Raw genomic sequence first — 21524 nt, 5'->3', positions numbered from 1 at the left:
TATTATTCACCTACGGAATTTAGCGCATAAATAGCAAAACTGCCCAACCAATGGCCACCTTCGTAACTATCTCCAAAAATACTGGGCAAGGAGTAATTAATATGCTGATTGGCAATATTCTTTAAATGTTCATACTCTGGCAAGTCTTCGGCTATCTTGTATAAGTTCCAAGCTCTTGAAAAATTAACCCCATCTAAATGCACTAAATGCCCATCGGTTCTATCGGAAACGATACCGGTCTCCAATTGGTAGCCTTTGTCCTTTAATTGCGGTAAAAATTCAGCCAACCATGTTTTGAACGTTTCCTTGGGCAATAAGCGTTTCATTAAGGCAGCTTCTTCCAAACAGGGCGATAAAAAATCGGTGCCGCTTGGCTCCCATGTCATAGGGCAGTTATTGTCCTTTAAAAAGAAATAGGTCGCACGTTCAGCAATCGCATTTTTTAGTGCGTCATGGTTTAAGGTATGGGCATAATCGTAGGCAAACGACAGTCCAAACGCCGTATTGGTATGGGTACCCACACGCAAGGGATAATTGAGCTTAGGCAAAAAGGCGATATACTTTTCTACAATTAAGTCGGTTAACGGTTGTAAATTGGTTTCCAATATTCTAGCCGTTTCATCATCCCAAGTATGGAGTTCTTCGGCCAGTTTTAACAACCAGGCCCAACCGTAGGTACGTTCGTAGGATTGGTTAAGCTTGCCTTGAAAATACTGCACCTCGGCTTCTATATTTTCTTTGGAAATACTATCAAGTAAACGCTGTTTAATAGCGTCTGCATGATCGATATTGGGAAATTGTTTTAGCAGGCTCACCAAACTCCAATGCCCATGTACTGCCGAATGCCAATCGAAACAGCCATAAAAAGCAGGATGCAAAGTACGCGGTGGCAACAAATCTGTGTCACTCCCAATAGTTTGCGACAATTTATTTGGGTATTCGGTATTGATACAATGTAACGGAAGTTCTGCTAAGCGATTGGCCTGTTCTAAGTTTAAAACAGGAGTTTCAGCGATTTCAATTTTTGGTGTTCTTTCAATTGATTTCCCCTCTTTTTTAATAGGGTTACAGCTAAAAATTGTTAATAAGGAAATTACTAGGAGTTTATTCATTTTCTTTAAGATTGTCTACAAATATTGGCACCAATATAAGTTATATTATCTCAAAATTAAAAAAAAAGAACTTACCCCACCACAAACAAACTATATGAATTCATTTTGACATAGGCACCTAAGCAGATAACAAAAACACATTTAAAGTTTTGATAATTGTGCTTCTTCGTTGTCTATGTAGTTGTATATAAAGTTATAACGAATATTAAGGTAGCAAAAAATACACATAGGATTCTAACGGTAATTCGTATTGGTGCGATAATATATTGATTTTTTAGAAGTGTTTTCAGCTTCCAATATTTAGAGTATTAATTTGGCTATTACTATTTTTGTCAATCACTTGATTTTTTTCGGTTTATTTGATCACAATTTACTTTTTCGACAGTATAGGCTAATGTTATGATTTTCCATTCCCCGTCTTTTTTAAATAAGGTAAAAACATCTATTCCACAATGTGAAAATTTATCGTCTATCCAAAATTCATATGGTATCCAAGCTACTGCAATGTCATTGTTGGTTGTAATGTCATAGTCCAGGGCAATTTCTTTCATATCTGGCCAGGAAGACATCGTTGGAGTAGAATCTTTAGAAAAGCGGAAGTCAATCTTGGGAAGTCCTTCGTTGTTAGATCGTCGCCTCCAAACTTGAGCATCACCCAAGATTGTAGAGCGCATTAAAATCGAATCCTTCTTTTCTATTGCTTTAAAAAACCGGTTAATCACATTTTTGATCTCCTCTTTCTCTTCTATTTTTGATTCTTGAGAAAAACCAGTAAAACAAATGGATGAATATAGTATTATAATTGATAAAATTCTCATTATTGTTTGGTTTTTGTGTTCAGTTTCTATTGCTAAACAAAGGCATAAACACAATTGGGTTTATTTCTTAAAATAATAAATATTCGAAATCACATTAATTAAAATAATCTAAGCACAAAAAATGTCTTAAGCAATGGTAGATGCATTATCCCAACCACCCTTCTCTATCCAAACTACGGTATTGAATAGCTTCACTAATATGTGTACCACTAATAGACTCAACCCCTTCCAAATCCGCTATGGTACGGGCTACTTTTAAAATGCGATCGTAAGCTCTAGCAGATAAATTTAAACGTTCCATAGCCATTTTTAACAGTTGTTTAGAGGGGTCGTCCAGAACACAATATTTACGAATTTGTTTACTGCTCATTTGGGCATTGTAATGCACGTTATCACTTTCTTCAAAACGTTTGCTTTGAATCTCCCTAGCTGCTGTTACCCGTTTTCGAATGTCTACCGAGGTTTCTCCTCTTCTGTCTTCTGAAAGTTTTTCAAATGGAACAGGTGTTACTTCAATATGAATATCAATCCGATCCAATAAAGGACCTGAAATCTTACTCAAATACCGTTGCATTTCTGCCGGACTTGAAGTTACAGGCGCATCAGGGTCGTTAAAATAACCTCCGGGACTGGGGTTCATACTCGCTACCAACATAAAGGACGACGGGTAAGTGACCGTAAACTTGGCTCTGGAAATGGTGACTTCACGATCTTCTAAAGGTTGACGCAATACTTCCAGTACACTTCTCTTAAATTCCGGGAGTTCATCCAAAAATAAGACACCATTATGCGATAGTGAAATCTCTCCTGGTTGTGGAAACGCCCCTCCTCCCACAAGTGCAACATCTGAAATCGTGTGATGCGGACTTCTAAACGGCCGTTGTGCCATCAATCCTGTATGTTCCTTAACCCTTCCAACTACAGAATGGATCTTGGTGGTTTCTAAAGCTTCATGAAGTGTCATGGGCGGCAAAATACTAGGTAAGCGCTTGGCCAACATAGTTTTCCCTGCTCCGGGAGGTCCAATTAAAATAATGTTATGCCCTCCAGCTGCTGCAATTTCCATGCATCGCTTTATACCTTCCTGTCCTTTAACATCGGCAAAATCGAATTCAGGAAATTCCAAATTTTTATAAAACTCCTCTCGAGTATTGATAATGGTTTGTTCCAATGGCTCTCCCTTATCAAAATAATCAATGACCTGTTTAATATTATCCACACCATAAACCTTTAATTCATTTACTATGGCTGCTTCTTTAGCATTTTGATTAGGTAAAATAAAATACTTAAAACCTTCCTCCCTAGCCTTTATAGCAATGGGCAATGCCCCTTTTATGGGTTGTAAACTACCATCAAGCGAAAGTTCACCCATAATTAAATAATCTTCTAAGTATTCTGCTTGTATCTGTTTTGAAGCTGTCAAAATACCTATGGCCAAGGTAAGATCGTAAGCACTACCTTCCTTGCGCAAATCGGCTGGAGACATATTAATGATAATCTTTTTACCAGGAATTTTATAGCCATTATTCTGTAAGGCTGCCGCAATACGGTAGTTGCTCTCCTTTATGGCATTATCGGGCAAGCCAACCAAATGATATCCAATACCAGTATCAACATTAACCTCTACAGCGATAGTAGTTGCATCGACACCAAAAACAGCACTTCCAAAGACTTTTTTAAGCATGACTTTAGTTTACTGTTTAAATGTAAGAAAAGTATTTTAATTTAAACTTTCTTTTATGCTAACCTGTTTTCTTTCTGCATAAAATAAGCAAGAATAGCTATTATCAACATAAATACCAGCAAGACATAAACAAAGGTTGGTATGGGTAATGGATCACCAGCAGCATAACTGTGCAGTCCAGACAGATAATAATTTACCCCAAAGGAGGTCATAATTATAGACCAAAACGCAAACATACTGGCTACATTTAGAACATAATGGTTATTTAGTCTTGGAATAAAACGCAAGTGCAGAACAATGGCATAAACAATAATACTAATTAAAGCCCAAGTCTCTTTTGGATCCCATGCCCAGTAACGTCCCCATGATTCATTGGCCCATACACCGCCTAGAAAAGTACCTATGGAAAGTACAAACAAGCCTATGGTCATAGCCATCTCGTTAATGTAGCTTAGTTCCTTTATTTTTAATTCCATAACAGCTTTGTTCTTTGAGGTTTTAAAAACCATAAGCATCAAAGCCATTAATCCTAAAACAGCAGCTAAAGCTAATGGCGCATAACTACTTACTATGGTAGCAACATGTATTTTTAACCAATACGATTTTAAAACTGGCATTAAATTGGTGATTTCTGGGTTTAACCAATCTAAATAACTTACAAACAATAGTGCTCCCGAGAATAAAGTAGACAATGGTAATGAGAAATCCGATTTTCTAAAAGTAATCAAACCACAAAGGATTAGAACCCATGCTACAAAAATGAGCATTTCGTAACCATTACTCCATGGGGCATGCTGTGCTACATACCACCGCAAAAGTATATTTCCTGTAAAGCACAGAAAAGAAACCAAGGTTAAAATTATGAAAATGTTATTTATTAGTTCTATAGCTTTTTTGTTATAAAACATTTTCACAATCGACAAAACCAACAAAGTAAAACCTAAGGTAAAAAAGACCTGAAACAACCAAAAGTTTAGATTCGCCTTATTATACCACAATTCTGCTTCAATGCGTTGTGGTGTTGGTATTATATTGGCTCCTAGGACTTCTTGGTATTTTTTTATATAAACCAATTTTTCATGAGCTGCATTATAGTTTTGAGTCAATAAATCATTAAAATATACTGGGATAATATTTTTGGAAAACTTAGCATCTTCTTCCGGGAAATCTTTAAAATGGTGGATATAACTAAACCAAGTATTGTTTTCATCATTTTTATTTGGAAAAATTTTTAAATAATTTCCAGCAAATACATTATATAGAATATTAAAACGTTCGTCTATTTTTAAAACTTCCTTATCAAATTCGTTACGCTCTGCAGGTTTCTTCTTATTTGCCTCTTCAACTTCATTTCTTAATAAATAGTTACCATCTTCGTTCAATAAGTTGGAAAAGGCCACTAAATTGTTTTTCCCTTTTGGAATGGATTCAAGCAAATCTCCCATTTTTTCAAAATCTACTTTTATAAGTGGAATGCGTTGCCACAACTGTGGCAGCATGTGCATGGCCAAAAAGGTTTGATTGGCATCTAAAACCAACTTACCATTAGCAAGTGGATATATAAATTTTGGTTTTCTCGAAATCTTTCTAAGAAACTCTGAAGCCAAAGTATTAATGGGCTTTATCCTACCATCTAAGTCCTGAACCAATAACCTTCCAAAAAAATCAGCATGAGTTTTATCTATTTCTTGGGCTTTTAAGGCATTTTCAACTTGAATGGTCAATGAATCGGGCGGCATTTGAGCCATACCGAACTGAATTGTAAAAAGTAAAGTAAGTACCGTTGGAAGTTGATTCTTTTTTAACTGATTTAGTTTTTTGTTAATTAATTTAAACCTTGAGACCTTACCAAAAAATGTAAACAACATGCCTAATGTCATTAAAAAATATCCGAAGTAAGTCACCAAAGTTCCTAATAGGTCGTGATTTACTGATAGTACCGTACCCTTTTCGTCGGTATCATAACTTGCTTGAAAAAAACGGTATCCCCCATAATCCAAAACATTGTTCATAAAGATTCTGAAAGGCTTCTTTATATTGCCATCTAAAATAGTAACTTCACTTGCATAAGCCGACGGACTTGAAGACCCAGGGTAGCGTTCTAACTGAAAGTCATTTAACTGGATTGAAAAGGGAGTTTTTATAGCTGCTGCACCGTAAGACAATATCATCTTCACACTATCAATAACTACTTCTTGGTGCATGGGTAAAAACCCTTGTCTGTATAAAATATTTACAGGTTTATCCTTTCCATTAACCGATACATTTACAATTAGCGCATCATCCTTTGTTTCGTCGTTATCCTTTAATTTTTCTGATGTACCTGTTAACTGGAATTTACCTTTTTTATAATATGCCAAAGGCACAAACGATATGTCTCCTGCCCGATATAGAGTTCTTAAGGTTATGGCTTGTAAACTGTCCTTTTTTATTTTTCCAGCTTTTTGTGAAGCCATAATAAAGAAATCCAAATCATAAGGAGCTTTGATACTTAGTACCCCCTCATGTTCTATAATATTTATGATGTCTTCCTTATTGGTGTTAAATCCAATTTCATACTGTTTATCAATTTTTTCTATCTCTCCCTTTTTAAGATATACCGCATTTTTTCCATGGCCTGTAGTAACTGCCATTTCTAAAAGTGGTTCGCCTTCATTTTCATCTTCAACAACTTCTGGGATGGCATCGGCAATATAATTTTTATAAGCTATGCTTACCGGTTTTTCTTTTATGGTTGTGTTTAGCACAAAATGATTATCTCTTATAGGTGAAAAGCTTAATTTTTTACTAATCTTTTTCGATACTTCATCATCAATTAGGGTGACATTTAAAAAATTGGCGTCTGAAATTATAATATTTGATGAAGTACCTTCCCTAATACGCATGATACCACTATATGATGTGTACCTGGTTATAGCCGCACCTAAAACAATAACTATAAAAGCCAAATGAAATAGCAAAACGGACCATTTTTCCTTTCTCAATAATCTATACTTAAAAATGTTGGCTATAAAAGTTAGTGCCAATCCCAGCATAACCAACTCAAACCACCATGCATCATATATGGTAACCCAAGCAGTTTGGGTTCCAAAATCGTTTTCTATAAAAGTGGCTGTTGCCATAGCTATAGCAAATATCAATAATAGCAACAGAGCTAGACTAGACGATGATAAAAATTTGTACATATTCTGCATAAAAGCGATTTTAAAAAGAAGATAGCTTTTAATGATTATAAAAATCTTAAAAGCTATCCTTAATAAACACTAAATTAATCTTAAAAAGTCTATTTTTTATTCATTGATACTTTTTTAGAACCATAAGTAGCTTCACGCTTTTTTGCCGCTTCCAACCATTGTGGTACTAATGTCTTTTTAAACTCTGCCTTGTCGGTTTCCATTTTTTCAGCATCCAACCCTATATAGGCTTGCGCTTTTTCCTTTGTAGATATATCTGGCATTTCAACAGGTTTGTTATGTCCTAATTCAGCCAATAAGCGTGCAAGCTTAACACGTCCTTCGGTAGCTTTATCTAAACCACTAGCTAATACCCTACCTGTTTCAACAGGTGAATGGAAAGATGCACCATGCGCAGCAGCAGCATAATCCCAACGCCATTGTGCATGACGTATATCCATTAAGATATCCTTCATTTGCTCTTCTGTTGCACCTAAATCCCAACATTTTTTTGCCTCTACATGCATTCTCACCAAGGCATCTTCTAACTTAAGCCTACTCTCGGTAGATTTTTGCTGACGCTCAAAAACATTTAGTTTTAGCTTATCGGCATCTTCCCTATGGCATACTTGACAAGCGTTGGCTACATTGTTTAAAGGCGACTGAATGTGGTGATCTGTAAACTTCTGGCCTCCTTCACTCTTGTAAGGCATATGGCAATCGGCACAAGATACACCTCTATCAGCGTGAACCCCTGTTAAATAGGTTTCATAGCCTGGATGCTGTGCTTTTAACATTGGGGCTCGACTTAATTTATGTGTCCAATCTTTAAAGTTTAATTCATCATAATATTTTTCCATAGCTTCCACAGACATACCATCCTTCCAAGGAAACTTTAAATAAGGTATCCCCTCTTTTCCGGGCAGGTTTTTATCAAAATAATATTCCACATGGCATTGCGCACATACCAAAGAACGCATTTCTTGGTGTGTAGCTTGATTAATATCCTTACCCATATCCTCAAAAGCTTCAACCAAAGCAGGACGCGAAATAGTTAGTTTCATGGTCTTAGAGTCATGGCAATCGGCACAACCTATTGGATTAACAACCTCTTCGCCTTTATCTGCCCATTTGCCTTTGTAAAACTCCGCAATACCTTGTTCGTTCATTAAACGTGGCACATCTGGACTCTTGCATGTCCAACAGGTTGCTGGCATAGGCCCGTCTCCTTTTCCTTTAGGTGCTCCAGTTCTTAATGTATTCCTTAAGTCTTCAACTGCATATTGGTGTCCCCTACCCTGATTATAGTCTTTAGAAAATCCATAACCCGCCCATAGCACTACTAACCGAGAGTCTTCATCCAACATATCCCGCATGGCAGAGCCACCCTGAAATGAGACAAACGATGTGTCGGTAGTCTGTAAAAACGATTGATATTCAGCCGGGAAGTTTTTTCCCCATTCATCATTTCGAGGTTCATTTTCAGACAATTCTACCTGAGGCACATATTTAAATTTAGCTTCATTTTTCCTGTTAAGAATACTTGAGGCCAATAAGCCTAGTAGAAACACAACTATTGCTGTAACAATGAATAGTATTTTATTTTTCATCTTGATAAAGTTTATTTGTCTTCTATTTGTTTTTGTAACCAATCTGGAATAACCAACTCTTCTACATCGGTTGGAATGGGTGCAATATTATTTTTAATTGTTGATATACCGTGAACCGTACCATGTGGCACTTCCTGATGGCAACTCCAACATTTTCTTTCAGTTCTGTTTTTAGAGTGGTCATCAATCCAACCAACATACTTGGTTTGAGTGACTTGTTGTACATGGCATCGAATACAATTGTCCTGTACGACCTCTTCTGATTCTTCCCGCATAAACATAACTTCAGGTTCTGCTCTTAAAGTAAATACAGAAGCGTGTAACAACCCATCCTTCGCTTTAAAATAGTATTTATTAAATATATTATTTTGAGGTACATGACAATCATTGCATTTAGCCCACTCCCTATGTGAACTATGCATCCAACTATTATATACTGGTGTCATAACATGGCAATTAACACAGGCTTGAGGGTTATCGGACATATACGATATGACCGAAGCTTCTTTTGCCATAAAAAAACCTAATCCTGTAATAATAGCAATTAAAAATACAGCTGTAGGTCTCCATCTCGATCTCTTATCTGGTAATATGTTTTTTCGAAGATTCACAAGTGTTTTATTATTCAGGTAAAAATATTTTATTTTCTATAAACTGCACTATATTTTAACCATTTATTGTTAGTTAATTAATTTTGGTTTTATCACCAACATAACCCAAGCCCAGTTTTGACCATTAGCAGTATTACTTTCTGTAATACCTTTTAACTCATACATGCCGTCTGCAGGGAATAAATGTGAATACCCCATAGCTAGGCTATAACCTTTGAATGCTTTCTTATAAACTAAATCAATTTCGGTTCCTAATGCCTTTTCTCCACTTGGCAACTCTTGTTCCCCACTAAAATTAAGGACTTTTATCATAAGGCTAGATTTGTTTCCCAATTTAAAATTGGCACTGGCATGGATATCTATCAATCCAATAGAATTGGCATGGTTGCCCACATAAAAGTAATCCATAAAGCCATTAAACTTATGGTTAGTGCCATACAAAGGGAAGAAGGCCCCAGTTTCACCAGCATTGGCGTCATTGCCACTAATCATTTCTATTCCTGCTCCTAAGTCTACTTTATCAGAAGCTTTATAGGTCATGTCCAATCCCAATAAATAAGCCCCTTTAGCATTTATCTCGTTTTGGTGTTTGCCTGTTTGAAGGAAAGCATTTGCCGCTAGACCAATTTCACCTTCCTTGTATTCTAAATGGGTGCCTAAAGTTTGTAAATTGCTAACACCATTTGGGCTGTTATCATCGTTGAACTCTTGAAACCCGTTGTTAAGCAACAGTAAACTTCCTGAAAATTGCTCCCAAGCTTGCTTTAAATACAACATTTGCATGGTTTTATATGAGAAGAATCCTGTTGTGTCATAACCTGTTCCTGTTGAGACGAAACCTGTTGGATGTGAATAATCTTGATTGAAAGCTAAAGCAAAATCTAATAAGAATTTATCCTTTTTATACTTTATCAAAGCTGCATCATGATTTCGCCCTTGTTGCGCCCAATCCAATCCGCCAAGAATACGTTGATCGTCATATGACAACACTTGTCGTCCTACTTTTGTAGACCACCCTGAGCCCAAGTTAAGTTCTGCCCAAGCTTGGAATATTGCAAAGGAATTATTTTGATCGTATGGTAAAATCTGTCTGTTTTCGCCCCATACCATTACATCTTGTAAACTTAAATAAAAGGTATAGTAATCTGTTTTAAAGCCTGCATTTAAACGCGCCCTTGTAGAAATACCAAATCCTGCATCAAGACCATCAGCAATTAAATTACCAAACCCATGACGGTATTCTGTTCTTGGCCTAAATTCTGCATCTAATGTAAACTGAGCCTGCGTAAACTGTGCCATTATTAATGTGGATGCAATAAGTAAGTATTGTTTTTTTATCATCATTTTTATTATTTTTTTATCTATAGTTCTAACTTAATTAATTTTATTTTAGTCCGAGCAAAATTAAAAGTAACCATTAATCTGTTACATGATAAATCTCATGAAATTTAAGAAAATAAGGTTCTTGTGAAAAATGCAAATGGTTAATTCTTATATCTAAGTTTTCCAGTTTCTATACTTATCGCTGTTTTAGCCAAAATAGTAAATACGAAAGCGCCCAACGCCCAAATACCTAAGGTTACACCTATTTCAATACCCGTTGGCAAGTATTCAGCAATTTTTCCATAAGGTCCAGGAATAAAACCGGGTACAATTAAACCAAAACCCTTTTCTATCCATATAGCTATAAACAAAATAAAACAAGAAAAGAATAACACTTTAAAATTATTACGGAATTTATGGAAGGTTAATAAAACCGTAGCCAACACATTTAAAGGAATGGCCGTCCAAATCCAAGGTAAAAGGGCATCCTTACCGTGTAATCCAAAAAATAGGTAATAGGCACTTTCACTATGATGTGTTGGAGCATAAAATTCTTTAAATAATTCAGAAATGAGCATGATAAGATTAATCTGAGCTGCTACAGTAACTACCATAGCAATCTTCTTAATGGTTTTATCTTCAACCTTAAAAGAAGTGTAGGTACGTATTACAGCCAATACCAAAATAATTAGTGCTGGACCTGCAGCAAATGCGGATGCCAAAAAACGAGGTCCCAATAATGCATTGTTCCAAAACGGTTTGGCCTGTAATCCTTGATATAAAAATGCAGTCACTAAATGGATAGCCACAGCCCAAAACACCGAGATAAATGCTCCAGGCACATAAACACTGGATTTAGATTCCTTACCTTGATAGTGCCTAAACAAAATGTAAAATGGTATGGTAATGTTTATAAACAAATATCCGTTAAGAACAATTACGTCCCAGGTTAGCATGGAGTTAGGAAAATTAAAAACCCCTATACCAGGTATCATATGCCATAATACCGAAGGTCCTCCCATATCTGCAATAACAAATGCTAAGCACATTATTAATGCGGCCACAGCCAATCCCTCACCAATTAAAACTGCTTGCTTGAAGTCAATATCCTTAAGAACATAAGTAGGCATAACCAACATTACAGCCGCAGCTGCAACTCCAACCAAAAATGTAAAGTTAGAAATATACAAACCCCAACTTACCCGATCGGTCATTCCAGTAACACTCAAACCATGCTCCAATTGAATGGAATAACAATACATCCCTATTAACATCATTAAGGTTAAAAAACCCATCCATAAATGGTATTTTTTAGACCCGCGTGTAGTAACATCTAAACTATCCTTTACTAAACTTTTAAAAACTTTAAGTCTCCCCATGATATGTATTTTAATCCATGAAATACCAAAACTTAGGTTCAGTGCCCAAGTCCTCCTTTAATCTAAACACTTTCTTATTTTCAAGTACCCAACGTATTGTACTGTTAGGATCTAATAAATTACCGAAAATTCGTGCTCCTGTAGGACAGGCTTCTACACAAGCTGGATTTTTACCAACTCTAGAACGTTGGACACAAAAAGTACATTTTTCCATAACACCCTTTTTACGCATGCGGTTTCCTAGATAATGCTGATTTTTGTTGATTTCTTCCTCGGGTACTTCGGGCTTACTCCAGTTAAATCGACGCCCATCGTAAGGGCAAGCCGCCATACAGTAACGGCAGCCCACACACCAATCGTAATCCACAACCACCAAACCGTCATCCTCACGCCACGTAGCCTGTACTGGGCATACCTCCACACAAGGTGGATTATCACAATGGAAACATTGGGTCCCCATATAAAAATGCCCTTCGGCAGGTACTTCATGATAATAATTATCATCGGCTTCATTAAAATTAAAACCCTTGCCATCTTTCATTTCATGGATGCGTATATATTGCATTTGCGAGTTTCTGTCCTGATTGTTCTCTTCAACACAGGCACTCACACAATCCATATAGCCCTGACATTTCGAAATATTGAACGCATAGCCAAACAATACATCCTTTTCAGCATTTTTAGACGACATGTTTAAAGTCTTTCCTGTGCGCAATTGGTATGAACGCACCAAACGATCTACCGTGGCTTTCTTTTCATCATCACTCATCAATTTATAATTACCTTTAAACTGTTCTTCCCAGTCTATTTGCGCCTTTTCCTTACTTTCATCACCTGCTATAATGCTACATGAGGTACTTACCGCACCAGCCCCTATGGCCAAGCTTGCTGCTAACTGCTTAAAAGCTGTGCGTCTGCTCATCTTTACGTCAAAAACTTGCTCAAAACCATCTTTGGTACGCTCATCCTTATTTGGTGTCGGATTATGCGAACCACAGCCATCCGATGGTTTTCCACAGCCACAGGATGTTCCATTTGGTTTGTTATTGCTTAGGTTTAATGAAAACCATTTCTTTTTGTTGCTACCCATACATTTATTTTTAGTAGAACTATTCTCTTTCCTTTACTTTTTGCGTGTTAAAACGTACCGGCCAACGCGATTCAAAATGCGGTTGGTGCGGATTGTGGCAGTTTACACAGGTCATCGATACCCGAGGCGGTGCCCAACCACCAATACGCTTACCGTGTGCGCCACCTTTCCAATCTTCAAAAGGTTTTGAATGGCATTGACTGCACAATTGGTAACTTTTATTAAAATCTATAGTGTTTCCCGTAATACTTATTAAATCGTTCATGTTATTGGCATTATGACAGGTCACACAGTTCATAGTATTGTCGTTAGCATGATCTAAATCGATATCCCAATGGGCCTTTTTAACATCATGGCTTTGCATTTCTTGCAATGACTTGGTATGGCACTCTGTACAGGCATAGGATTTTATATGACTTTTACGTTCGGGTATTAAAAACATATGTTCTCCTTCAGTAGTTTGCATCGTTTTAATATCGCCTATATGGTCTTCAGATGATACTGTCACGCCCAGATAATGTTTGCTTTCTGCTTCTATTTTATCATTAATGCTATGGTACTCACCTTCCCCATGTTTGCAGGAGGTAAGCACCATCATAAAAAACACAAAACCTAATATGATGTATAATCTTTTGTAAGTATGTTTCATTGTATTGATTGTCTTTTAAAAACACCTATATCAGTAGTTTCCTTATTGTTTAGGACATGGCATTGCCTACAGTTAATGCGTTCTGGATGAGTTACCCTAATTTCTTTTGGTGCACTTGGTCCGGCATGACAGGACAAACAGTTTTCATGCATTTCTATTTGATGTGGTATAACTGGGGGACTTCCCTGTAATGCATTATTTACCCCTACCTCTGGCACAGTAATTTTTGGAAAATTAGTACCCTTAAATAAAGTTTCTGTATGCTGTGGTACGTGGCATTGTCTACAATTCTCCATTTCGGGATGTGGTGTTACCGGGGCATAAGCATTAAATTTTTCTGTAAAACCCCCATTATGATGGCATTGCAAACAGGTATTTCCTCCCATACTAAGTTCAATTTTTACGGGATGCGGAATAGTAGGGGGTGCGCCATGGTAAGCCCTGTTTTTATAATAGGTTTTTAACGTACGTTCATGGTTTTTGTCTATTGGCATATTACTGTAATCCAAAGCGAACTCAGAACGTCGGAATACTCCAGTTTCAGAAGGAATTACAGGTGTTGAACTAGTGTTTTCCATAGGAATATAAGCTTCTTCCCGTCCTGTTTGATAACTAAAACTCCATATTGTTATAAAAGCAATAAATAGAATAACAAATAGTGATATGATACCTAATCGCTTTCTCATAACTTATGCTTTTTCAACTTTTACGGCACATTTTTTATAATCTGGCTCTTTAGAAATAGGACAGAATGAGTCTAACGTAATGTCATTAATAAGCATATTTTCATCAAAAAACGGAACAAATACCTGCATTGGTGCAGGAACTCCTCTTTGGTTAATAGCTGCCGGCAGAACAATTTCTCCACGTCTGGTAGTTAATTTGACCATATCACCAGTTTTTATTTGCATACGCTTAGCATCATTTGGATTTAATTCTACATAACTATGCGGCATGGCCTTATGCAATACTGGTATTCTACGTGTCATTGACCCCGTATGCCAATGTTCAACCACACGGCCAGTATTTAACCAGAATGGATACTCATTATCCGGTTCCTCAGCAGCTGGCTCATAAGGGCGCTGCCATATTACGGCCTTACCATCTGGCTTACCATAAAAATGAAAATCTTCCCCGTTACTACAAGCAGGATCATATTGTGCATTAAAACGCCACTGTGTTGATTTACCATCGACATAAGGCCACAAGACTCCCGATTCTTTTTTAAGAACTTCCAACGGAGCCATATTGTGTTTTTTATTGTCATGATGACGACGGTATTCATTATATATTTCTTCTATATGAGTTTCTTTTTTGTAATAAAATTGTTTTTTGTAACCCAATCGCCTTGCGACTTCTATAAGTTGCCAGGTATCACTCATGGCCTCTCCCAGCGGCTCTACCATCTGTTCAAAGTACTGGGTTCTACGCTCAGAGTTACCATACATTCCCTCTCGTTCTACCCACATGGCTGATGGTAAAATAACATCGGCAATATCGGTGGTTGGTGTCGGGTAAATGTCTGAAACTACTATAAAACGCCCCTCTTTTTTAGCACCATCCCTATAACGTTTCAATTTTGGCATAGTCACCATAGGATTAGTCACCTGTATCCACATAAAGCGAATATCACCCCTATCCAAGGCTCTAAACATTTCTACAGTATGATAGGTTGGTTTAGGGTCTATGTTTTCAACGGGAACATCCCATATTTTAGCAGCAAACTCCCGATGTTCTTTGTTCATCACTACACCATGTGGCAGCTTATGGGTTAGTGTACCCACTTCCCTTACAGTACCACAGGCACTGGGCTGTCCCGTTAATGAAAACGGACTATTCCCTGGTGTAGAAATTTTTCCGGTTAATAAGTGAATGTTATATACCAAATTATTTATCCAAGTACCGCGCGAATGTTGATTCATGCCCATACACCATAATGACATAATTTTTTTATTAGGATCACCGTAGTAAGCCGCCATATATTTTATGTCTTTAGCAGATACTCCTGAAATTTTTTCAACTTTCTCAGGTGAGTAATCCGCTAAAAAGCTCTTGTATTCTTCAAAGCTTATTTTTTCAGGTTTATCTGTAAACTTATAGTTATCTTCCAAACCATAACCCATATTGGTCAACCCTTTACTAAAGTTACAGTGTTTTTCCACAAACGATTTGTTAACCCATCCATTCTTAATAATCTCATAACAAATAGCATTGGCTACTGCCAAATCGGTTTGCGGTTTGAACAAAATAGATTTATCTGCTGCCATGCTGGTGCGGGTGGTACGGGTAGCAAAATCTATAATTTTAACATCACGCTTTAAACGCTGATCCAGTAATCTTGAAAATAATACCGGGTGCATTTCGGCCATATTATTCCCCCATAACACAAATACATCAGCGTGGTCGATATCTTCATAGCAGCCCATTGGTTCATCTATACCAAAGGAAGTTAAAAAGCCTGTCACCGCACTAGCCATGCACAGGCGGGCATTAGCCTCAACATTATTAGTGCCAATACAACCTTTAAACAATTTTGAAGCCACATAACCATCTGGAATAGTCCATTGACCAGATCCATAAATAGACACCGCATCTTTACCATGATTTTTTATGGTATCCTTCATTTTTGAAGCGATCAAATCCAATGCCTCTTCCATTGATGTTTCTACATAAGTTCCATTTTTCTTAACCAATGGCATGGTTAAACGATCTTTACCGTACATGGCCATAACAGAATGATACCCCTTGACACAGCAAAGCCCTTTGTTTACTGATGAATTTGGGTCGCCCTTTACAGCAACAGCTTTACCATTTTCAATGCCTACCAAGACACCACAGCCAACGCCACAAAAACGGCAGGGTGCTTTTTTCCAATCTAAATTACCGCCTTCAGGTAATCCTTCTTCTTGTTCGGATGCAAAGATGATACCTGGAAACATGCTAGCAGCAGCCGTCATTGCCGACATTACTGCCATTTTTTTAATGAAACTTCTCCTACTGGTCAAAGAGGTGTACATATTTTATTTGTTTTTTGGTGTATTAAATCCTGATACCATAGCTAGTAACTTTAAACTATCTATGGCTTCAATTTGTTCTTTTAAAATTTCGTCTTGAATTTTACCTTCTGTATCTGTTACTACTATTAGAAGTTCTTTATTTTCGGCAGGGATAACTTCACAGTTTTCCAACGAAGACAAGGCTTCAATAAGCTCTTGTTTTTTACCTTCATGCGAATGTGCTAGATAACTTTTAATGGGCATTTAATTTTATTTTAAATTAAGACAAAAATATCTTTTTATAAAATTTAAGAATATGACATTTATCAGTAAAATAAACTTATATAAAATTACTAAGATTATAGAAAAAGATTGTCTTTGCAAAACATACATTTATTTAAACCATAAAATTAGCAGTGTCTCTTACATTAAATATTACCAATAATCAAACACACTTACATATCTGATTTATATCATTGTTGATCTTGGTTCAATAAAATAACTTTATCTGTAATGCACAAAGATTATCAAAACATAAAACTATTATTTAAATACCAAAAAAAATCAATAAGTCCTTACAGAATTAGACTTTGTACATCAATCCAACAAACAAAGGATGGAGAAATTATCTATAAATATCAATTGAAATGAAAATCCTCAATTATAGCACTAAAGCATTTGAAATTCCTTATTTGGAAAAAGCCAATAATAGAAAACACAAGCTTACTTTTATTGATGATGCATTAACAACAGATACCGCAATGAAAGCCATAGGTTATCAAGCCGTTTCTTTATTTGCTTCAGATAATGCTTCTAATATAGTTTTAGAAAAACTCAAGGATTTTGGCATAAAATACATTACACTTAGATCGGTTGGTTATGACAATGTTAACCTGTCTACTGCATATAAACTAAACTTAAAGGTGGCCAATGTTCCTTCCTTTTCACCCAATGCTATTGCTGAACATGCCGTTACGCTATTATTGGCATTAAATAGAAAATTAATTCTTTCCAATGAACGAGTAAAAAAATTTAATTTTGATTTAAACAATTTAACGGGTTTCGATTTAAACAATAAAATTGTTGGCATAATAGGTACTGGTAAAATAGGTTCTGTTATGACCAAAATTATGCATGGTTTTGGCTGTAACTTATTAGGTTTTGATACTGCTCCGAATACGTCATTAACAAGTCAATATCAATTAAAATACGTTTCACTTGAAACATTGTGCAAAGCATCTGATATCATCTCTATCCATTTGCCCTTAAACATAGATACACATCATCTAATTGATAAAAAAATTATTAGTTTAATGAAGCCAAATTGTATAATTATAAATACGGCAAGAGGGGCTATCATTAATACTTTAGATGTTATTGAGGCATTGGTAAACAAAAATATCTCAGGATTGGGCATGGATGTTTATGAGCACGAAAGGAAAGTATTTTTTAAAGATAGTTCTTTAGATATTCCAAAAGACGACTTGCTCATAAAATTAAACGCCCTGCCCCATGTTCTACTTTCCGGACATCAGGCTTTTTTAACAGATGAAGCCCTTAACAATATAGCCGAAACTACCATTTATAATTTGGATTGTTGGAGCAACAATACTTCTTCTGAAAATGAGCTCACTTATAATTTAATAGAGTAAACATAATAATAAAAACTTCTTAAGGACTAAAACCTTACAATGCTTTATTGAGATAATAATTTATAATATCTGCAGTTGAAACAATACCCACCAACTTATCATCTTCTAGAATGGGGACAGCATGATAGTATTGTGTAGATAAAACTTTTGCTACATCTTCTACACTTGCCTTGGTTGTTAGATAAAATGGTTTTTGTGTCATGATATCCTTTACTTTAAGCTTTTTATAAACTTCATGATCGTCATTCATTCCTGCTCCTACAATATTATACATGAAATCTACCAAACTAACCATACCAACTAATCTTTCATTTTCTAAAACAGGTATGTGGTGATGCCATTTTTTTTTCTCGTAAATATGCTTGACGTCCAAAAGATTTTGTTCCGGGGACACAAAAACCACTTTTTTAGTCATTACTGGTATTATGGAATTGCGTTTCATCTGTTTGTATTTAAAACTTTGGGTGGTGAACAATTTAAAATTAAAACATTAGACTCCTTCCTAAAATGATTAAAATCATATTAAATGATCTTATTTGTTAATACATTTAGTAATGATAAAATTTAAACTATAAACTCATGAAAACTAAAACAATAATAGAGTTGCTCACCCTAAGTTCCAGCATTTATGTTTTAGCAAGAGACACCAAACTTTTGGATAGAATAAATGAACTATCAGAAAAAGGAAAAGATAATATTAATAAAGCCATGGCCGAATCAAGATTAGACGAAAATGGTAACGAACTGGAGTTTTTAGATAAGGTTATTTTAAAAACAAATGAACTCAAAGAAGAACTCTATGAAAAAATAGAAGAATTGATCGTGAAATTCTATAAAAAAATAAACGTGGCCCATGCCGATGACATCAAGTCATTATATGAGAAAATTGAAAAACTGGATAATACTGTTGCCTTATTGGAGGCCAGACTCAATAAATTGGAAACAAAATAATATGGGAGTTATAATTGACATCGTAAAAAAAATTAAATCCATCTCCAGATATAACCAAATTCTAAAGGTCTTGATAAAATATGGCTTTGAAGATTTGGTTCAGTATATGGAAGAAAACAAACATTATACCTTTGTTCAAAAATTAATTCCCAGTACCACAAAAAAACGCGTTGCCAAGTATAGTAAATGGGCCAAAATGAGGCTGGTCTGCGAAGAACTCGGCCCCACTTTTGTTAAGTTTGGGCAAATATTGAGTAATAGACCAGATTTAGTACCGCTGGCATTAACCCTAGAATTGGAAAAGCTTCAAGATAATGTTCCTCCAATGTCTGAAGGTATGGCCAAAACAGTTGTTGAATCTGAACTTAAAGATACAGTTGAAAACCTCTTTGCTTGGTTTGAACCGCAACCCTTTGCCTCTGCATCTATGGCACAAGTACACAAAGTAACCCTTCACTCAGGTAAACGGGTTGCCTTAAAAATACAACATGCTGGCATTTATAATGTAATTGTCGAAGATATAAAGGTTATGTACAAAATAGCCCATGTATTAGAGAAAAAAATACCCTCTTTAAAAAGTTTCGATCCTGTAGGATTGGTTAAGCATTTTGAGGCTTCAATATTAAAAGAACTTGATTTTATAAATGAATCTGTTAATGTACAGCGGTTTTACAATAACTTGGCCAACGACCACTCTTTAGAACAGTTTGCCAAGGCTCCCAAAGTATACCAAGAGTACACAACAACAAAAGTTTTAGCATTGGAGTTTGTTTCAGGAACAAAAATAGATAGAATAGAAAAATTAAAGTCTAAAAACATTGACACCAAAATTATTGCCCGTAGACTATCGATAAGTTATTTCAAACAGATTTTTGAATATGGGTTCTTTCATGCAGACCCGCATCCTGGAAACTTATTGGTGCTCCCCAACAATCATATTTGCTATTTAGACTTTGGAATGATGGGAAGCATGCTACCTAGAGATATTTTAATTTTTGGAAAGCTGTTTATTGCCATCAACAATAAAGATGTAAAAAAGATAATTAGAACATTACAGCAACTTTCAAATAATGCTCCCATTTTAAATAGGAGAGATTTAGAATTTGATATTAACGAATTTGTCGAAAAATATTATGTTCGAGATGTCCATAAAAATGAAATGAGCACCATTCTATTAGAACTAAAAGATATCATCATCGCCCATGGCTTAAAAGTACCTACTTACTTCTTCCTTTTTGCAAGATCATTAATTACCATTGAAGGTGTTATTGAAAAACTCGACCCCAGCTTAGAACAATTTGAAATTGTAAGGCCCTATTTAAAAAGTAGTGCCACAAAAACATACAACCCTATATTAATGGGTAAGAAAATTGTTAACTCAATCGTAGAATTAACCGATTACATGGATGAATTCCCCTTAGATTTGAAGAATGCAATACGTAAAATAAATTCTGGACAAATAAAGGTTGATTTAACCCATAAAGGTATAGACCCAATGGTACATACCCTTCAAAGAATAACAAAACAATTAATTGCCGCATTTATTATGGTAGCTCTAATTGTTGGAGCAACCCTGTTTATCATTTTCGAAATCACTCCACTTTTAAAAGGTATCTCTGTATTGGGTATTTTAAGTTTTGCCTCTGCTGTAATTATAGGTTTTGGAATGGTCTCCAATATCAAAAAAGGTGATTATGACTATTAGTTACATTCATTTTAACAATGAACTAAACGATAAGTTTAATTATTATTTAAAACAGAGCAAGGGATTCCAAAAAGTTGCTTAGAAGATTATCTTATTGTGGAATCCCTTCGTGTATTTAGGATGGTATTTTAGGTTTCCTTATTTAGTTCAAGGTTTAGAAAATGCATTTTTAAAATGTCCATAGGCTTCAGATATTTCATTTTGGAAATGTTCTAGTCTGGTTTCTTCTTTTTTCCTAGCATATTTACCCTTAAATTTATCTATAAAACTATTGAACTCATTTTTACCCCGTTCAAATGATTCATTGGCTGCTCTTTTGTCTTTTTTAAACTTTTGCTCTAAGATCTCCAACTGAATTTTAAACTGCTCTATTTCAATAAGTGTTAGCGCATACATTCTATTTAACGTCTCATTAGTCTTTATTTTTACTTCAATATCATGCAAAGTGGTTAACAATTGCTTTTTTTGTTTTTTAAAAACCTCTCTTGTTTCTGCTTTTCCCAAGGCCAATTGTACACGAAGTTCATCAAATTTGGTATGTAGTTCTTCTATTTTTTCTCTAATGCCTTTAATTTTAAATTCACTATTGTGAAGAAATAGGTTAAATTTCTTCTTTACTTCTTCGTACTTATCTTGAGCTTCTGCCTTTCCTAAAGCAGATTTGACTTGAAATTCTTCTAATTCTATAGCCGATTTTCTAAGGGCTCTAATTATTTTTTCAACAAATTGAATATCTTCTTTATTTTTCATGATGGATTGAATTTATAATGC

Annotated in this window: 18 protein-coding genes; 3 read left to right on the top strand and 15 right to left on the bottom strand. The window is 35.6% G+C overall.

From position 1 onward, the window contains the following. Positions 1–2: 2 nt before the first annotated feature. The 13 genes from K7G79_RS06765 to K7G79_RS06705 form a co-directional block, all read right to left on the bottom strand. Positions 3–1112, bottom strand: a complete 1110-nt coding sequence (locus K7G79_RS06765) for a DUF2891 domain-containing protein (RefSeq protein ID WP_223550402.1) — start codon at positions 1110–1112, stop codon at positions 3–5. Positions 1113–1444: 332 nt separating this feature from the next. Further along, positions 1445–1930, bottom strand: coding sequence for a nuclear transport factor 2 family protein (locus tag K7G79_RS06760; RefSeq protein WP_223550401.1), 486 nt, complete (start codon positions 1928–1930; stop codon positions 1445–1447). A gap of 145 nt (positions 1931–2075) precedes the next feature. After that, entirely contained in the window at positions 2076–3614 is a 1539-nt protein-coding gene (locus K7G79_RS06755) for a YifB family Mg chelatase-like AAA ATPase (RefSeq protein ID WP_223550399.1), read from the bottom strand. A 53-nt stretch (positions 3615–3667) separates the two neighbouring features. Beyond that, entirely contained in the window at positions 3668–6808 is a 3141-nt protein-coding gene (gene ccsA / locus K7G79_RS06750) for a cytochrome c biogenesis protein (protein ID WP_223550397.1), read from the bottom strand. 89 nt (positions 6809–6897) lie between these two features. Continuing rightward, positions 6898–8403: an ammonia-forming cytochrome c nitrite reductase gene (nrfA, locus tag K7G79_RS06745; protein WP_223550489.1), complete on the bottom strand. Its 1506-nt coding sequence runs from the start codon at positions 8401–8403 to the stop codon at positions 6898–6900. 5 nt (positions 8404–8408) lie between these two features. Continuing rightward, positions 8409–9008, bottom strand: coding sequence for a cytochrome c nitrite reductase small subunit (gene nrfH, locus K7G79_RS06740; RefSeq protein WP_223550395.1), 600 nt, complete (start codon positions 9006–9008; stop codon positions 8409–8411). Between the two features lie 69 nt (positions 9009–9077). After that, positions 9078–10352, bottom strand: coding sequence for an alginate export family protein (locus K7G79_RS06735; RefSeq protein WP_223550394.1), 1275 nt, complete (start codon positions 10350–10352; stop codon positions 9078–9080). Between the two features lie 140 nt (positions 10353–10492). Next, positions 10493–11710, bottom strand: coding sequence for a sulfate reduction electron transfer complex DsrMKJOP subunit DsrP (dsrP, locus tag K7G79_RS06730; RefSeq protein ID WP_223550392.1), 1218 nt, complete (start codon positions 11708–11710; stop codon positions 10493–10495). 10 nt (positions 11711–11720) lie between these two features. Continuing rightward, a complete protein-coding gene (locus K7G79_RS06725) occupies positions 11721–12800 on the bottom strand; it encodes a 4Fe-4S dicluster domain-containing protein (RefSeq protein ID WP_223550390.1) in 1080 nt (359 codons plus the stop codon). Positions 12801–12819: 19 nt separating this feature from the next. Then, a complete protein-coding gene (locus K7G79_RS06720; protein ID WP_223550389.1) occupies positions 12820–13449 on the bottom strand; it encodes a cytochrome c3 family protein in 630 nt (209 codons plus the stop codon). Further along, entirely contained in the window at positions 13446–14135 is a 690-nt protein-coding gene (locus tag K7G79_RS06715) for a nitrate reductase cytochrome c-type subunit (RefSeq protein WP_223550387.1), read from the bottom strand. Before K7G79_RS06715 ends, K7G79_RS06720 begins: the two co-directional genes overlap by 4 nt. Before the next feature lie 3 nt (positions 14136–14138). Continuing rightward, positions 14139–16466: a molybdopterin-dependent oxidoreductase gene (locus K7G79_RS06710; protein ID WP_223550386.1), complete on the bottom strand. Its 2328-nt coding sequence runs from the start codon at positions 16464–16466 to the stop codon at positions 14139–14141. 3 nt (positions 16467–16469) lie between these two features. After that, positions 16470–16709 carry a hypothetical protein gene (locus tag K7G79_RS06705; RefSeq protein ID WP_223550384.1) on the bottom strand — a complete coding sequence of 80 codons (240 nt, stop codon included), beginning with the start codon at positions 16707–16709 and terminating at the stop codon, positions 16470–16472. Between the two features lie 383 nt (positions 16710–17092). Between K7G79_RS06705 and K7G79_RS06700 the strand changes: the two genes are divergently transcribed. Further along, complete coding sequence (locus K7G79_RS06700) at positions 17093–18097, top strand: 2-hydroxyacid dehydrogenase (RefSeq protein ID WP_223550382.1); 1005 nt, start codon at positions 17093–17095, stop codon at positions 18095–18097. 34 nt (positions 18098–18131) lie between these two features. Here K7G79_RS06700 and K7G79_RS06695 read toward each other — a convergent pair whose 3' ends face one another. Next, a complete protein-coding gene (locus K7G79_RS06695) occupies positions 18132–18539 on the bottom strand; it encodes an HPP family protein (RefSeq protein ID WP_223550380.1) in 408 nt (135 codons plus the stop codon). Positions 18540–18676: 137 nt separating this feature from the next. Here K7G79_RS06695 and K7G79_RS06690 point away from each other — a divergent pair, with 137 nt between their 5' ends. Beyond that, positions 18677–19048 carry a hypothetical protein gene (locus K7G79_RS06690; RefSeq protein ID WP_223550378.1) on the top strand — a complete coding sequence of 124 codons (372 nt, stop codon included), beginning with the start codon at positions 18677–18679 and terminating at the stop codon, positions 19046–19048. A gap of 1 nt (position 19049) precedes the next feature. Beyond that, positions 19050–20753, top strand: coding sequence for an AarF/ABC1/UbiB kinase family protein (locus K7G79_RS06685; RefSeq protein WP_223550376.1), 1704 nt, complete (start codon positions 19050–19052; stop codon positions 20751–20753). A 147-nt stretch (positions 20754–20900) separates the two neighbouring features. On the opposite strand, the gene K7G79_RS06680 is transcribed toward K7G79_RS06685, so the two are convergent. Then, a complete protein-coding gene (locus K7G79_RS06680; protein WP_223550375.1) occupies positions 20901–21503 on the bottom strand; it encodes a hypothetical protein in 603 nt (200 codons plus the stop codon). Between the last annotated feature and the right edge of the window lie 21 nt (positions 21504–21524).

This window comes from Aestuariivivens sp. NBU2969, assembly GCF_019931125.1.
GTDB classification, from domain to species: Bacteria; Bacteroidota; Bacteroidia; order Flavobacteriales; family Flavobacteriaceae; genus Aestuariivivens; species Aestuariivivens marinum.
Note: the sequence above shows the minus strand (reverse complement) of the source record. Positions and strands in the feature narration are given on the sequence as shown.